Genomic DNA, 16,600 nt, shown 5'->3' on the forward strand with positions numbered 1-16,600 from the left:
GTCACCGTTTAATGCCGAGTTTAGTTTGCACCTTCTGCATATGCTCTCGAAAACTCTTATCAAACTTACTCTCGCCACAAGAAAAATAAGCAGTGCTTGCTTCTACAGGGCTACCTAATATCTGTTCGCGTTGCATAGTGCAGGTACCGTTGTCATTTTTGGTGATAGAGCCTACATGAGAGGTACTGGTATTACGTTTATGTTGTTGTTCTGCGGTGAGTGGTACCAACGTTTTTGGTACCGGGAAAGGGTCTCCATGCATGATGGCAGCAGAGCGTTTTTGTGTTAACTCTGAAAATGCCTTATCACGCTGTTGATTAGCTAAGTTTTTTCTAAGCTGAGATAAACGATCATAACTAGAAGAATTGCCTCGGCTAACAGCAGCTACTTTATTTTTAATGGTCATAGAGTCAATTTTCACCGCATTAGTCACTTGGGTAGGTAGTGCTTTCGTTGTCGCTTTCCCCAGGGGGGTTTTTTTGACGGTGGGCTTTTGCGCTAATTTCTGTGCAACGATTATTTTTTCAGCAACGCTTTTGACCATGATGTCTTTTTTCGGCGCTACCTTTTTAGCTAGCGTTTTTTTTGGTACAGAGTACAAAAAGCTTTTGATTATGGTGTTTTTGACTTTTATTTTTTCTTGTTTGCTCGCTTTAGGGGCGTTTTTAAAACTATAAATTAATACAAATAATAAAATTAAGTGCAGCAATACAGAAACAGTAATGGCAGTGTAAGATCCCTTTAACACAGAGTTTTTATCTTTTAGTTACAATAAGTAAAATTATAGACAAAAAAAAACACCACAGGTTCAATACTCTGTGGTGTTTTTTAGTATTATTAACCTGTAATCATGCTCTTAACGAGCTATGCTTTGTAATACTTCAATATCTACCAAATTAATTACGGTGGCTTTTATATCAGCCATACTGTCACTAGCGATAAGCAAACCGTCATCATCAACGTTAATATAACCTTGTTGACGAATACTAGCGATTAACGTTGCTTGAGCACGTTTGTCGATAAATTCAGGCGCATTAATATTGTTTAAAACCGATAAGCGCTTAGCGATGTCGACAACCTTGGTTTCTAAGTCACGTTTGCTTAACGGCGCTAAACGACTAGTGAGCGAGGTAATGATGGCTAGGCGTTGTAAGCTTTCATCAACACACTCTGCTAGAGAGTGTACTCGGCTCAGCAGTGCAACATCGTCAGTAAGCGACCAAAAGCCAGCCTTACTTTGTTTAACAATATTACCTGTTTCTAAATACCTTAATACTTGTTGGGCTTGTTCGGCAACTTGTGCTGCATCTTGGTATAAATAGAGATCTTCTTTTAGTAACGCCATTAACGCTTGTACTTTGGCAATTAAGTCATCTTGATTAATTTTGTTATGTCGATCGAGTAAGCGACAAACCAGAGCTGGCAGTACGAAGGTGTGTAAAATGTTATTACGATAATAACGCATTTCTAATTTTGCCGTTGTAGATAGTGATACTAGGCTACCAAAGCTATCTTCGGTAATTGTTACCTTATTGAGTGAAGTAACATGTGTTAGTAACTGTGCTCCAGTCTCTTTTGGAACCGTCAGCTGTTCACTAAAGGGTGCTTGGCGCTGTAGGTTTAAGAAAAAATCGAGTTGAGTTTCTAACTCAACTTTAGATAAGGCTTTATTTTTACTCGCTTCTAAAATCAAAGCAATTAAAGCCACGCCATTTAATGCGGCACTCTTGTTAATGTTTTCCATGACTTTTTCAGCCAGGACATTGACTGTTGGGGTTAACCAGCTAGGTTTTTGCGGATCAATTGGATCAATAGCGTCTTTCCAGTCAGGCACTTGTTTATTTAAAAACTCATTAATATTCATCGGCTCGCCAAAATTTACATAACCATTACCATAGTTACGTAAACTCTTAATGGCTTTGAGTACGCCAAACATTGACTCACTTTTTTTCTCGCTACCACTTAATTCTTTATGGTAGGTGCCGACTTCCATCACATGTTCATAGCCTAAATAAACAGGCACTAAGGTGAGAGGTCTATCAATACCGCGTAACAAGCTTTGAATAGTCATGGCCAACATGCCTGTTTTCGGCGATAACAATCGGCCAGTACGACTACGGCCACCTTCAGTGTAATATTTAACGGCATAGCCACGTTCAAATAACAGCCCTAAATATTCACGGAAAATCGTCGAATATAAACGGTTGCCGCCAAAGCTACGACGAATGAAAAATGCGCCACCTTTTCTAAATACAGAACCAGCAGGCCAAAAATTTAAGTTAATGCCCGCTGCAATACGTGGCATTACTAAGCCTTCTTGCAATATAACGTAGGAAAGTAATAAGTAATCCATATGGCTGCGATGACACGGTACATAAATAATTTCATGGCCATCTTGCGCTAATTTCCGTAATACTTTGGCGTTGCTGACATTAATAGTGCTATATAAGCGCTTCCATAACCAATGCAAAATAATTTCACCAAAACGGACCCAAGAAACACTGTAGTCACCGGCAATTTCGTTCATTATGGCGAGTGCTTGTTTTTTTATTACCGCTTCTGAGACTTTCTTACTTTTGGCTTCGTCACTGATCATACGTTTGATTGATGGATTGGCCAGAAGGGCGGTAAACATCTGCTTGCGATGCATTAATCTTGGCCCTTTAGCGGCGATGGTTTGGCGATGGAAATGAAAGCGCGCCACGCGTAAAAATTTATGAGTAGCAGCTTCATCAGTACCATGGTCATCCGAAATATTGCGGAACGAAAAAGCTTCGCTAAAACGTACTAAAGTATCGCGACCTAAAAACATCACAATGAAAAGCTTACGCAGCCAACTGGGTGACTCTTGATCTGCTAATAGCGTACCAATATTCAGGTTTTTACGTTCTTTTGTTGGTGTACGCCCCCAAATTAAATTGGCAGGAATTAGCTTAGCATCAAGGTTTTCGTCTAGGGCATGCTGTTTTAATATCTCTATTCCCTGGGCGGTTGCTGTAGTTTTACTTGCTTTGCGCCAGGAAAAAATGGGTGTTGGTTTTGCTAGGCAAAGAGTACGCTGAAAGGTTTTACCGTTAATGGTTACTTGCCCAAGAGGGTCCGGCAGATTTTGCTTTTTACAGGCACTTTGCAAGCTTAATAAATCAGAGGCTGATTTATGACGAACAATATAAAAAATAGGCTGACTGTTTTGTTCCGTAATACTTTGACTGTCAGTAATTATTTTACTGCGGACCAGTAACTTAAGCGGATATTTTAATAAAAAATAGAAAAAAGAACGTAAAACCAACATTTTGAATTGCTCGAATGAGTTATTAACTGCTATAAAAAAGAGATTTTAGCACCATTAGTTAAAATTGTCTTGGTTTGTAAATAAAGTGAGGGCACACTATCGTCACTGTGTTTACCACTTGTTAAATAACCTGAACTCGGCTTAACAAATGTTTCTCTAGCAGCTATTTTATCTTACTCCGGCGTTAAATTTACTTGTAATAGACCAGTTATTGACGCGAAATTTGCCTTGAATTAAGACAAACTATCAAGCTAGAGAGGAGATTGAAATATTTGCAATTATATATCAATCAGTTAACTATATCTTAAGCCGAGTTCAGGTTAAATACCTTTAATTTCAGGAGCTGACATTGAAAAAAATAGCTGTGTTTGTTGATGTGCAAAACATTTATTACACCACCAGAGATGTTTTTGCTAAGCAATTTAACTATCGAATGTTATGGCAGGAATTACTGGCTCAAGGAGATATTGTTACGGCTAAGGCCTATGCCATTCAACGTAGTGATGATCAGCAACATAAGTTTCAAAAAGCGCTTAAACACATAGGCTTTGATGTCAAACTTAAACCTTTTATTCAACGTCGAGATGGCTCTGCCAAAGGTGATTGGGATGTTGGCATCACCATAGATATTATGGAAACCGCTCCAGATGTCGACTGTATTATTTTACTTTCGGGTGATGGCGATTTCGATTTATTGTTACGCAAAGTCCGAGAAAAGTATGGCGTCACTACTGAAGTCTATAGCGTTGCTAGCTTAACGGCTAAATCGCTGATAGACGCTGTCGATATCCATCATAAAATAGAACAAAGCTTATTAATGTAGGCTAGTTGCATTCATTTACCGCGCTCAGGTGGAATGGGTGGAGAACATCGCCAATATTAATGAAGCTTATCTTTATGCTTTTTCACTAAGTAAGCGGTTAACACCAACGCGATAATAAACAAGGCTGCACTGGCGATTAGTTCATTTTTTGCTCCTAATCGTATGCCACTGCCAGCTAATGAAAAAATAATCATTTGTGGAATAAAGCCAATAAAAGAACCGCTAACATAAACGGGCATTGATACCTTGCTAACACCAGCAATAATATTGGTAAGAAAATTACTACCTATCGGTAAGATGCGAATAACGATGGCTTTTAAAAAGGTCTGTTCACCGAGGAAAATGGATAACTTTGTTAATTGATTGGGATATCTGCGAGTGATCTTAGCGCTCAATAGGTAACGAGCGACACTAAAGGTAATCAGGCAGCCTAATGTTGCTGCTAAAGTAGCTATAATTACGCCGATGACAGCACCTAAGTTGATTCCCGCTACTAAAGCGGCAATTTGTCTCGGTAAGCCGATACTGGTTGCCAGTGATAAAAAGGTGAATAATACTAAGGTATTAAAATAGGGTGAACTGCCTTCTTGTTGCCAGTTAAGTTTTTCCACTAAGCTAACCGTCCATTCACTTAAGCTAAAGCCTGGTTCTGTTGTAAGCAATACCGAGGCAGCTAGCGGCGTTTGTACCTGCCATTGATACAAGCCAGTGACGATAATAATTATCATAATAAGACCTGCCAATAGTTTAGCGGTACCTGGATTTGAGAAAATAAGAAAAAGTTTAGAAAACATAAGGATACCAGGTGGGTTAATTAATTAGCCACTTAGCCAAAATTCAAAGGCTACAGGCAAAGTGTGGCTTGAGCAAGGGAGTTTAGTTAGTGAGTATGCAGTTACATTAGCTGAAGAGCTACATTCATCTATTTTTCGGCTAAATTATTACTGAGTTTTATTTAAACTGTCTAATAGCTTGGCTTTCGCTTGAGCAAATTCATCCACGCTTAAAAAACCTTGCAGTTGTAGTTTAACTAATTTTTCGAGGGCGTTCACTAACTCTGTTTCTATCTGTCCATTGTTATGCTTATTTTGCTTGGTAATAGCTGGCGGGCATTGTTGAGCTTCGATTGTCTGTTTAGATTTTTTATCGAGTGTAGGTTCAATATGGGTTGCTGGGCGAATAATCGCTGCTTGTATATGTAGCGGGGTATCATCGTGGCTTTTATGTCCACTTTGCACTATCTCTGTCGCAGCGACTTTAGCTTTTATCATTCGTTTGGGGGTATGGGCACTATTAATATGCCGGGCAATAAGCCAACACCAATCAAGGACAGCATCGACTACTTCAAAGTAACTGCCTTTAGTGATCCTATCGCTGCCTTTACGTAAATATAAACAGATTACTTGACTACTTTTTTCACCGGTATTAATCACTAAGCTAATCCGCCTAACCCTATAGTCAACCATCTTAGCAATTTGCTCTTTATGAAATATTTCGCGTACCTCGTGTTCTTGTGTGTCATTAAATCCACGACCTAAGCTAGTATTCACTGTGGCAATAACCAAATCACCAAGTAAGATTTGACACTGTTTAATCTCGGTTAATAATATAACTTTCTCTGCTTTGTGCTCGTGACGACGAAATAAGTTGATAGCTAACTTATCTTCAGTTAGAGCTAGGTTTGAAAACTCTCTGCGTACTAAAGCTTTAGAAGAATTTTTCTGTATGTTTTTTTGATAAACAATATAGCTACCAAATAAGCACACTATAAAAGCAAAGAAGAAAGCGATACTGCCGGAGGTGCTTTTTTTTGCATCTTCATTGTTATGGCCAAGGTTGATGTTTTGTTGAAATAGCTGATAGATAGCACCAGAATCTTCATTGAAAAACAGTACTTCTCTGCGATTGTCTTGAAATAGACTTAATTGAACGGCATTTAATTCTTTTTGCTGTAATGGCCATTCTGATTGAGGTTTTGAAAGTGCTTTGTCCGGCGATTTTTTACGTTGGTTAATTGTTATTTCTGGGGAGTCATTATTATAGGGTAGCGAATTTAGTTGCCAGTATTGCTTGTCCTTCTGTAACAATATTAATTTATTGCGCAGTCCAGGTGCATTCTTACCTTGATACATTAGCAAGCTGTTGGCTACTAAGGCTTCTTTAGGTTGATATATAAAGTTTTTAGGTGAATATTCACGCCAATCCTCACCACCGTAACCGTAAGATAGCCAATGCGTTGAAGAACCCTTCAGCTGATATTGATGAGAGAGTAATAATTTATTTGAGTATTTATCAGGCCATATAAATTGCGTTATTTGGCCTGCGCCAAGTAAGTATAGAATGTTATCAATACTTTCATTGGCATAGTAAGGGTTGCTGTGGGGAATACTGTAGCTACCAGAGGCTACTTTCTGTGGAGCGATACGTAAAATAGCGCCAGAATAAAGCGGGTATTTTGCTAACCGTGGGCTTTGAGTTAAGGCGATATAAAGTAGACCAAAATCATCATGCCATGACTTACTAAACGGATTAAAGCTTAATTGAGTGATGCCATTTTCTTGCGTAGGAATGGCTATCTTTAACACTTCACGTTGCGTTAAAAAGTCAATTTTTTTAGCTGAATTTAACTGCCATTCGGTAATGACGCTATCAAAATTCAATGATTGGTCTATCGCAGTTTCGATTAGACGTTTGCTGGGGTTATCGGAAGCGTGTGCTATATGGGCGGTATAAAAAGTAGCATAACCCTCTTGATCGCGTAAGGAAAAGTTAGGGTGTAGAGTAAAGGCTGTTAGTTGGATAATGGCTTTGTCGGTGGCTAATTGTTGTAAATCTAACAATAACGTGGTGTTTTTAGGTTTATCTTGCGATAACTGATAAATTTTACCTTGTCTATTAGCCAGGAAATAATTTTGACTGTTGCCCGGCTGCTCAATTAATTGCAGCCACTGATTGTTATTGCTGCTTAGCTGTGGTGCTTGTGCGACTTTTTGTAATAAATATTGTTTTTGTTCACTGGCACTGCTGCTACTGAAGGTCAGTTGGAGGCAGAGTAAAACAAATAAAAAAAAGCTGTTTCTTGCGCTAAGCATTAAATTGAGTCACCCATAGTTCAGTATTGTGCTAACTGATATCTGTTTACGTGCCCTTAAATAAGTGCACCCTTTTCACTTCAATGAACTGATCCTTGTTAGCGCCACTGGTATAGCTTAATTTCCCTTCTAGCATCAGGTCATCACCAATATTGCCACTCTCTGCTAAATATTGTGCTTGTTTACCCCACACTTGGATAGTACGTTCCACTGAGATAGTCTGCCATGCTTGTTTGTCAGTATTGTAAACATGTTGATTAATAACAACGTTAGCTTGAGTAATATTTTTACTTTGTTCGGTTAACATCAGCTTTGGTTGTGATGTTAATTGTGCACTGCAATGTATTTGATTGATTGCCTGAGTATAGCCTTTACTAAATTTTTGCACGAAATTAGCATGAACAATACCTAAATGGTGGCTGTTTTTATCCGTTGCTTTTGGCTTAATATTACTTAAATAGCCATGTAGAAGAATAATATCACCTTTAATTGCATGCTGTAATGCCTGCTCTACTAACTCTCCTTCAACCTTGACATGATGATAGCTAGTCCACTCTTTATAGTTATTGGTTTTTTTATCCAACCATTTACTCGACGTGGCTAACACTATCTCGGTCACTGCGGTAGCTGGATTAGCACGATAACGAATATCTGGAGTTGCTACTAAATTACCCAATAAAGTCACGGCACAAAGCTGTGGTTTTGGTGTTTGTAGATGTTTATTAACAGCAGTGGGTAATGACAAAATTTTTTCCTGTGAGTGTAATTGTTTACAAAGTATTGAGTTTTCTATTATCTCTTTGCATGATAATTGGAGCAAGTGTTTATATTTTAATATGAATACGGTAGAGTTGTTAATAACATGTTTCAGAATGTATCAATATATTTTAAGGAAGAAAAATGATTCTATGTAGTAAAAAAATAATATCAAGCATCTCTTTGCCTCTGCTTCTCTGTACGGGGATTGCCAACGCGGCCAGTGTCGAAGACTTTTCTCGTCATGCTCAATACCACAATGTGAAAATATCGCCAGACGGCAAGCACTTAGCCGCTTTAGCCACAGTTGATGGTGCAAAGCGTTTAGTGTTCTTAGAAACCGATACCTATAAAGTAACTTATTCTTTAAATGCCAATAGTAAAAACCAAGCCGCTGATTATTATTGGGTCAATAATGAGCGTGTGGTTATTCAAGTTGAACAAATGCGCGGTGCATTAGAAAAACCCATTAATATGGGAGAAATCTATGGACTGAATTATGATGGTTCAAAAAAACGTATGATCTTTGGCTACCGCTCTAAAGAAGGAGGAGCTGACGGAGGGTTTTTAATAGATAAACTTGCAGATGATCCTAAACATGTACTTATCCATAAACGTTTACTATCAAGACGTAGTGATGCCCTTACCAGTGTTGTGAAATTGAATATTTACAACGGGAAAGAAAGGGAAGTTAAAAGGTCGCCTATGCCTAGTAGCCGTTTCTTAATTGATGGTAATGGCCAGCCCCGTTTTGCAACAGGTGTTGATAAAAATTTCAAGACTAAAATGTTTTATTCGAAAGGCAAAGGAGAGCCTTGGCAAGCGTTTGGTAAAGATATTGCCGGTGACTTTAACCCCATTGCTTTTGCTCAAGATAATAACAGTATTTATGCGTTAAAAAGTGAAGACGGTAAACCTCAAGGTTTGTATAAATATAATTTAGGTACAAATGAAGAAACTTTGCTATATCAAAGTGATATTGCCGATCCTACTAGAGTAATAACGTCAGGGTTGAATGATGTGTATGGCGTGCGTGTTGATGAAGACTACCCTAAATACATCTATATAGATGAGAGTGTCAAAGATGCGCAATTACATAAAGCTTTATATCAAGCCTTTAAAGGCGATAGCATTACTATAACCAGTAAAACTGATGACGGTGAAAAAATTATCGTGCATGTCAGTGGCGATAGAAATCCAGGTGCATTTTATTTATTTAATACCAAGACCATGAAAACAAAGCATATATTTAATGCACGCCCATGGATTAAAGCGAATGAAATGGCGGCGTCTGAGCCGTTTCGTATCAAAACTAAAGATGGCCTAGTGTTAAACGGTTATTTAACGCTCCCCAATGGGAAAGATAAAAACTTACCCACGGTGGTTTTACCTCATGGTGGCCCACAAGCTCGTGATTATTGGGGATATCACCCGCAAGTACAAATGTTAGCTAATGCGGGTTATGCCGTTATACAAGTGAACTTTCGAGGCTCTACTGGTTATGGTAAAACCTTTGAAGAAGCTGGTTTTCATAAATGGGGCACTAAAATACAAGATGATATTATTCTCGCCGCTAATTATGCGGTACAGCAGGGTATCAGTGATAAAAATAGGTTATGTCTAATGGGCACCAGTTTTGGTGGTTATAGTGCCTTGCAAAGTGCTATTAGAGAACCTGAGTTATTCAAGTGTGCTATTGGTATTGCTGGCGTTTATGACTTGCCAATGCTGTATAATGAAGGGGATATCAAAACCTTACAATGGGGTGATGCCTTTTTAGATAAAGTATTAGGTACCGATGTTGCGGTGCAAAAGTTACAATCACCTGTGCATCATGTTGATAAATTAAAAGCGGCAATATTTATTATTCATGGTGAAGACGATGAACGTGCGCCTATTGAACACGCAGAAGCATTAAAAGCCTCTTTAGAAGCAATTAATTACCCCTTTGAGTGGTTAGTGAAAGACAAAGAAGGCCATGGCTTTTATAATGAAGATAATATTTTAGAGTCAAATCAAAAAATCTTGTCTTTCTTGGACAAGCACATAGGAAGCTAATGAGCGCAACGATTGCCAGCGAATACCTTAATAACATCGCCCTAGGTTATGTAGATAGTGTCGATAGCGAATACGCTAAACGACTTGCCAAAAAATGGCATTTCAACTACTTGGGGCATGTTGCTGCTGCCAGTAAAAAGCCAGAGCTTGATTTTGTTTTGCAAGTGCATCATCACGCACTGGAGCTGTGTAAATTAGATGAGCCTAAATTGGGCGCTATTAAGGTAGACTTTGTTGAAGGTGCTGTTGCTCACCGACGTAAGTTTGGTGGCGGACGCGGGCAAGATATTGCTAAAGCGGTTGGCTTAAAACATGGTTTTACTCCTCACGTCCTTGATGCCACCGCTGGCCTTGGCCGTGATGCCTTTGTATTAGCAGGTCTTGGTTGCAAACTTACCTTATTGGAACGTATGCCTGTGGTGGCTGCGCTTTTAGATGATGGTATTGAGCGCGCGAAACTCAATTATGAAGTTGCCGATATTGCTAATAACATGCAGTTAATTCACGGTACCTCACTAGAGGACATGGACTTAGCTAATGCTCCCGATGTGGTCTATCTTGATCCTATGTATCCGCATCGAGAAAAATCGGCCGCGGTAAAAAAAGAAATGCGTATTTTTCAATGCCTCGTTGGCGAAGATCTTGATGCCGATGGTCTACTTGAACCTGCGCTAGCACTGGCTAAATACCGTGTTGTAGTAAAGCGACCAAGCTATGCACCACCATTGGCGGGTAAAAAACCGTCGATGAGTATTAATATGAAAAAAAATCGTTTCGATGTTTATGTAAAACAAGCCATCCCCAAACTGACTACGTAAGCTGAATTCGGCTTACGCAACCTAGTCATTTACTGCTTACATAAATCCGTCATATTTATGTAACCTTACTGTCATAGTAATAGGTGATGATTGCCTTTAATTTATCTTAAAGGCAATCATGTCATGCGTGTTTCAAATTTCTCTCGTTTGTCAGTTGCAGCAATCAGTGTTTTTGCAGTGATTTTTCTGGCAACCATGTATCACGTAGGTAAATCTTTAAGTAACAGCCAAACAGAATATAAGGGCTATCAGGCGCTTATTTCCTTAACGACCATTGAGTTTAATCGCACCATAGTTGAGTATTTACAAACCGGTGATGCGGCCTTGTTAAACAAGGCAGAAAAAGCATTAGCCGCCATTGCCGACCAAACTAATTTATTGGCGCTTAATGCCGCCATTGAAGCGGCAAGGGCAGGTGAGCATGGCCGAGGTTTTTCCGTGGTCGCCGATGAAGTTCGCCAACTGGCGGGTAAAACCCAGCAGTCACTCAAACAAATATCAGCGCGTTTAAATCAATTACAAAGCGCCAGTAACTCGATTGAAGGCATTATTAATGACATTGAAGAGGCGTCACATAAGCAACGTATTATCGCGGATGAATTGCAAGAAACATCATTAGCCGTCTCTGGGCAAGCAGAAGTATCTGCAGCGGTTGCTCAAGATACCCTTGAGCAAATTACCCGTCAACGCCAGCACTTTATCGCCTTTGAGCAAGCCATGGCCAATGTCGATAAAGAAGTGAGTGACTCGCAACACTTATCCAACGTCATCTCGATTGATGTCAGTAATCAAGTCAATGCTATCGGTCTAACCCTTAATAAAGCCTCTTAATTAGTTAAGGTGTTAAATTCAGAAAGCTAGGTATAATACCCAGTTCATCAGGTTAAGTTACTTGATAATTTACCGCAATTATTAACCAACCAATAAAGGTATTTTCATGATCAAAAAAAACAGCTTAATGCCAGTGGGCGAACTCCAACAATTAAAAAACGGTGAAATGATCACCCATAATACAGCGGAACTTTTTGCTAATAAAAAGATAGTGTTATTTGCCGTGCCCGGTGCTTTCACACCAACATGTTCAGCAGCACACTTACCCGGTTATGTGGTGTCGGCAGACGAGTTAAAAGCCAAAGGTGTTGATACTATTATTTGTTTGTCGGTAAACGATGCTTTTGTGATGAATGCTTGGGGGGAATCTCAAAATGCCGAAAATATTATGATGCTAGCCGATGGCGATGGGAGTTATAGCAAAGCATTAGGTTTGAGTATGGACACCGCTTCTTTTGGTGGGGTGCGCTCACAGCGTTACGCTATGATTATTGACAATGGTAAGGTAAGCAGCCTACATGTAGAGCAACCAAAGTCGTTTGAAGTCAGTAAAGCTGAAGTGATTCTTGAGCAGTTATAGTCTCATTAACCGTGATAGCATGGGCTATTAAGGTTGTATTTGAGCATTTGTTTAGCAACAGTCGCTTGATAAAGCTGATACTAAAAGCAATAAACAAGAGAACACAAATAAGAATGATTAACCTTATTAACTCATTGGTTAATAAGGTTTTTTATGTGTTTCATGCTGTTTTTACTTGAATTTTATCGGATAAAAAGGCAGAATTCACCCAATTAGAATCTTCAAGGCAAAATTATGTTAAAAGCAGAAATGGTAAAAAAGTTAAACCTACAACTTAATTTAGAGTTTTACTCTTCAAACTTGTACTTACAAATGAGTGCTTGGTGTGAAGAAAAAGGTTTTGCCGGCGCTGCAGAGTTTTTACGTAAACATGCTAATGAAGAAATTCAGCACATGAACCGTTTATTTACTTACGTCAGTGAAACCGGTGCTTTGCCTATTATTGGTGCTATTGATGCGCCGCCGCATGAATTTGAAACGTTAGGTCAGTTATTTCAACTAACTTATGATCACGAATGTTTAATCACTGAGCGCATTAACTCACTTGCTCATGAAGCGTTTACTAATCAAGACTATTCTACCTTTAACTTCTTACAATGGTATGTGGCTGAGCAACACGAAGAAGAGACCTTATTCAAAGGTATTTTAGATAAAATCAATCTAGTAGGTAACGATGGTCATGCGTTATTCTTCGTTGATAAAGATTTAGCTGAACTTGCCAAAACGGGTAGTACCAGCATAATGACAGAAGCGAACGCATAAAGTTTAACAGTAGTATGCGGTATTAAACTGACAGATATAATGAAAAGGGCTTTTATAGCCCTTTTTTTGTATACGTCCTATTTGCATAAAGATTATAATAACGGCGAAATTTTCGGGTTTTCTTCTTAAGGTGTAACAGTGATCACAACAGACGTATTAATAATTGGTGCCGGCGCAGCAGGCTTAATGTGTGCCGCACAAGCAGGCTATCGCGGAAAAAACGTTGTTGTGGTTGATATGGGTAAAAAACCGGCGCGAAAAGTATTAATCAGCGGTGGCGGTCGTGCCAATTTCACCAATGAAGGTGCAAGTCCTGAAAATTATCTTTGTCAAAATCCACATTTTGTAAAGTCAGCACTAAGCCGTTATAGCGCGCAAGACTTTATTGATTTAGTCGACCGGCATGGCTTGCAATATCACCATAAAACCCTAGGCCAGTTATTTTGTGATGATAGCGCGCAAGACTTGGTTGATATATTAATGACTGAATGTGAGTGGGCCGGAGTACAAGTCAATTTGCGTACAGAGGTATTGTCGGTTACTAAAAACAACCAGGGTTACTTAGTTACTACGACCGATAAAAGTTACCAATGTAAATCGTTAGTGGTAGCTGCAGGTGGCTTAACTATGCCTAAATTAGGCGCAACACCCATTGGTTATAAAATTGCTGAGCAATTTGATTTAAACGTATTAGAAACCTTAGCTGCGTTAGTACCATTCACCTTACATGATCACGACAAACAACGCTTCGATGGCTTATCAGGCATCAGCTTGTTGACCGAAGTCACTAGCGAAGATGGTACTAGTTTTAAAGAAAATATTTTATTTACTCACCGTGGTTTATCAGGGCCGGCGATATTGCAAATATCGTCTTTTTGGCGCGCAGGGCAGGCGGTTACTATTAACTTATTGCCAGAACATAACCTTAGCGATACCTTAACTCAGTGGCAAAGTGAGCAAGGGCAAAAATCAGTGAAAAATCTGCTAGCGACCTTATTACCTAAACGTTTTGTCGAAGTGTTAGTCAAAGATGGCATCATTGCCGACAAACCGATAAAACAATTAAATCACCCAGAAATAAAGCAATTAAGTGATTACTTACATGCTTGGCAGATCAAGCCAAACGGCACTGAAGGTTATCGCACTGCCGAAGTTACTTTAGGTGGGGTAAACACCGATGAGCTTTCCTCAAAAACCTTTGAAAGTAAAAAGCAGCCAGGTCTGTTCTTTATTGGTGAAGTCATTGATGTAACGGGTTGGCTCGGCGGCTATAACTTTCAATTTTGCTGGGCATCTGGTTTTGCCTGTGGTCAGGCGGTGTAGTGTATTCTGTTATTTAAAATTGTGACCATTGTTCTAAATTAGTTTTTGAGTGGTCCAAGCTTATCTAGCCGCTTAAAAGTAAATGTCCTAGATAAATAAAGTTATCACTCTAAGGTTTTTGAACATACAGTAACAATGTGTGGACCTTCATAACTCATGAGAAGTGAGTCACCGTCTGAGAAAATTTAACATATTGGCTACGTTTTATGACTGTCCATAATACTGAGGTGAATGATCACTTTTACCACAATATAGTCTTTCATGAAAATAGTCACGGGACAGCGTGATTTTCTAAACACAGTCTATTGAAAAATGGCTTTATAAACTTAGTAGTGCTTTCAACTTTACGGTATTACGGCGAGATATTTCTATCGTTTTTCCATCGGTCATCGTGAGATCATAACCATCATTTAGTGTTTCAACAATCGTAACGACCGATTGTAAGTTAATAATAAACTGTCTATTAACACGAAAAAATAATTGTTTTGGTAATCGAATTTCAACATGATTAAGCGATTTTTTAACAAACGCTTTTTTCTGTTCAAAATAAATTTGTACGTAGTTTTTACAACTTTCAATATAATCGATATTAACAATTTCGATTAAGTGGCATTGACCATTATCTTTCACAAAAATACGACTATTTAATGCTAATATTGGTTCGTTACCTAGCTCTTGTTCATCGTTCACTTCGGCTTTATTTTGCCTTAAATTTTTATTACTAAGTTTTATAATGGCTTTAGCCAATCGTTCTTTACTGATAGGTTTAAGTAAATAGTCGACTCAAGAATTCTCATTATTTGTGACGATCCACATAAACAATGAGAATCACGTCAGTAAATGAGATTGACCTATTATGTTCACTGTTACCACAATATAGTCTTTCAAGACTGGAATAGACCATACTTGATCTGTTCAGGTTAGTGCCTACAGCATACGAACAATTACCACTAAACATATCAATGATTTCCGCTTTGCTTTCGATGTTGTAGGTACGCTTAAGCTCAATAACGAATACTCAGGGCTTGTATAAATTACTATCTATATTGCTTTCGAAGAGCTGAGCATACTGATTGAACACCCTTAAATTACAGAGGTGGTTTATGATAAATATTATTGCTGAATTTACAGCTCATATTGGAATTGATTGGGCTGATAGTAAACATGACTATTGTATTCAAGGTCGAAAAAAATTAAAACGTGAGTTTGGTATTTTATCTCATTCGCCAGAGAGTATTGATGAATGGGTTTTATCATTACATAAACGTTTTGGAGGTCAAATTGCCATCGCCGTTGAATTGACCAGAGGGCCAATTGTATATGCATTACAAAAATATAGCTTCATTACGATATACCCAGTTAATCCGACGCTATTAGCCAAGTACCGTGAAGCTTTTACTCCTAGCGGAGCCAAGGACGATCCTACTGATGCAGAATTTGCGTTAGATCTAATGCTTAACTATCCAGGTAAGATCAAGCCGCTAACGATGCAGCGCGAGGAGATAAGAAAACTCGGATACCTAGTCGAGCAGCGTCGTAGGCTAGTTGAAGATCGGAGTCGTTTTGGTAATCGGTTGATAAATACACTTAAACAATATTTCCCTCAGTTATTAGAACTCTTTAGCCATAGAGAATCGGTGTTGTTCTGTCGTTTCATTAACCGCTGGCCCAACCTAAAAAAGTTAAAGAGAGCGAGAGAAGAAACCATCAGAAATTTCTTTTTAGCTTCAGGTGGAAGATCTGTAACATTGATTGAACAACGAATTGAAGCAATACAAAAGGCTCAATATATTACGGAAGATCTCGCAATTATCGAGCCTCATCAGCTGCTAGCACTATCACTGACGGATCAAATCACAGCAACAGTTAAAGCAATTAAAAGATACGATAAAGAAATAGATAAACTGTTCAATGAGATGCCAGATGCTGAGCTATTTAAATCGTTACCAAGTGCAGGCTTATGTATGGCACCTAGATTATTGGTAGCAATGGGGGAAAACAGAGATAGATTTAAACATGCATCTGAAGTGCAAATGTACGCAGGAATTGCACCGGTGACTCAGAGGAGTGGTCAAAAATCATGGGTACACTGGCGTTGGCAATGCTCTAAATTCTTAAGGCAATCGTTCATAGAATGGTCAGCTAAAACTGTCTACTCATCATATTGGGCTGGGTTGTACTACGCACAACAGCGTCAGAAAGGCAATTCACATCAGTCAGCGGTGAGAGCTTTATCATTTAAATGGATACGTATTTTATTTCGCT

13 protein-coding genes and 1 pseudogene are annotated in these 16,600 nt (G+C 38.8%); 8 read left to right on the plus strand and 6 right to left on the minus strand.

Going from position 1 to position 16,600, the window contains the following annotated elements; genetic code table 11:
• Position 1: 1 nt before the first annotated feature.
• On the minus strand, positions 2 to 748 hold the full coding sequence (locus F580_RS0120815; protein WP_019029700.1) for a hypothetical protein: 747 nt from the start codon (positions 746 to 748) through the stop codon (positions 2 to 4).
• Between the two features lie 108 nt (positions 749 to 856).
• Positions 857 to 3,292 (minus strand): glycerol-3-phosphate 1-O-acyltransferase PlsB, encoded by a 2,436-nt coding sequence (gene plsB / locus F580_RS0120820; RefSeq protein ID WP_019029701.1) that lies wholly within the window; start codon positions 3,290 to 3,292, stop codon positions 857 to 859.
• Between the two features lie 349 nt (positions 3,293 to 3,641).
• Here plsB and F580_RS0120825 point away from each other — a divergent pair, with 349 nt between their 5' ends.
• Positions 3,642 to 4,115, plus strand: coding sequence for a LabA-like NYN domain-containing protein (locus F580_RS0120825; protein WP_019029702.1), 474 nt, complete (start codon positions 3,642 to 3,644; stop codon positions 4,113 to 4,115).
• 56 nt (positions 4,116 to 4,171) lie between these two features.
• Here the strand turns inward: F580_RS0120825 and F580_RS0120830 are convergent, their stop codons facing one another.
• The 3 genes from F580_RS0120830 to F580_RS0120840 form a co-directional block, all read right to left on the minus strand.
• A complete protein-coding gene (locus tag F580_RS0120830; protein WP_019029703.1) occupies positions 4,172 to 4,909 on the minus strand; it encodes a TVP38/TMEM64 family protein in 738 nt (245 codons plus the stop codon).
• Positions 4,910 to 5,056: 147 nt separating this feature from the next.
• On the minus strand, positions 5,057 to 7,207 hold the full coding sequence (locus F580_RS0120835) for a hypothetical protein (RefSeq protein WP_019029704.1): 2,151 nt from the start codon (positions 7,205 to 7,207) through the stop codon (positions 5,057 to 5,059).
• Positions 7,208 to 7,253: 46 nt separating this feature from the next.
• A complete protein-coding gene (locus tag F580_RS0120840) occupies positions 7,254 to 7,952 on the minus strand; it encodes a single-stranded DNA-binding protein (protein ID WP_019029705.1) in 699 nt (232 codons plus the stop codon).
• A 155-nt stretch (positions 7,953 to 8,107) separates the two neighbouring features.
• Between F580_RS0120840 and F580_RS0120845 the strand changes: the two genes are divergently transcribed.
• The 6 genes and pseudogenes from F580_RS0120845 to F580_RS0120870 all read left to right on the plus strand — a co-directional run bounded on the left by F580_RS0120845 (position 8,108) and on the right by F580_RS0120870 (position 14,335).
• Entirely contained in the window at positions 8,108 to 10,021 is a 1,914-nt protein-coding gene (locus F580_RS0120845) for an alpha/beta hydrolase family protein (protein WP_019029706.1), read from the plus strand.
• Positions 10,021 to 10,839: a class I SAM-dependent methyltransferase gene (locus tag F580_RS0120850; protein WP_019029707.1), complete on the plus strand. Its 819-nt coding sequence runs from the start codon at positions 10,021 to 10,023 to the stop codon at positions 10,837 to 10,839. The genes F580_RS0120845 and F580_RS0120850 overlap by 1 nt, the downstream gene beginning before the upstream one ends.
• Positions 10,840 to 11,193: 354 nt before the next feature.
• A pseudogene (locus F580_RS27355) lies at positions 11,194 to 11,485 on the plus strand (methyl-accepting chemotaxis protein); the annotation flags it as partial.
• A gap of 312 nt (positions 11,486 to 11,797) precedes the next feature.
• Positions 11,798 to 12,250, plus strand: coding sequence for a peroxiredoxin (locus F580_RS0120860; RefSeq protein WP_245560664.1), 453 nt, complete (start codon positions 11,798 to 11,800; stop codon positions 12,248 to 12,250).
• A 234-nt stretch (positions 12,251 to 12,484) separates the two neighbouring features.
• Positions 12,485 to 13,012 carry a non-heme ferritin gene (gene ftnA / locus F580_RS0120865; protein ID WP_019029710.1) on the plus strand — a complete coding sequence of 176 codons (528 nt, stop codon included), beginning with the start codon at positions 12,485 to 12,487 and terminating at the stop codon, positions 13,010 to 13,012.
• Positions 13,013 to 13,150: 138 nt separating this feature from the next.
• Positions 13,151 to 14,335 carry a BaiN/RdsA family NAD(P)/FAD-dependent oxidoreductase gene (locus F580_RS0120870; protein WP_019029711.1) on the plus strand — a complete coding sequence of 395 codons (1,185 nt, stop codon included), beginning with the start codon at positions 13,151 to 13,153 and terminating at the stop codon, positions 14,333 to 14,335.
• A 318-nt stretch (positions 14,336 to 14,653) separates the two neighbouring features.
• Here the strand turns inward: F580_RS0120870 and F580_RS25125 are convergent, their stop codons facing one another.
• Positions 14,654 to 15,082 (minus strand): LytR/AlgR family response regulator transcription factor, encoded by a 429-nt coding sequence (locus F580_RS25125; RefSeq protein ID WP_019029712.1) that lies wholly within the window; start codon positions 15,080 to 15,082, stop codon positions 14,654 to 14,656.
• A 356-nt stretch (positions 15,083 to 15,438) separates the two neighbouring features.
• Between F580_RS25125 and F580_RS0120880 the strand changes: the two genes are divergently transcribed.
• A partial coding sequence (locus F580_RS0120880) for an IS110 family RNA-guided transposase (protein ID WP_019029713.1) occupies positions 15,439 to 16,600 on the plus strand: 1,162 nt, incomplete at its 3' end.

Origin of the sequence: Colwellia piezophila ATCC BAA-637, assembly GCF_000378625.1 — a bacterium.
GTDB classification, from domain to species: domain Bacteria; phylum Pseudomonadota; class Gammaproteobacteria; order Enterobacterales; family Alteromonadaceae; genus Colwellia; species Colwellia piezophila.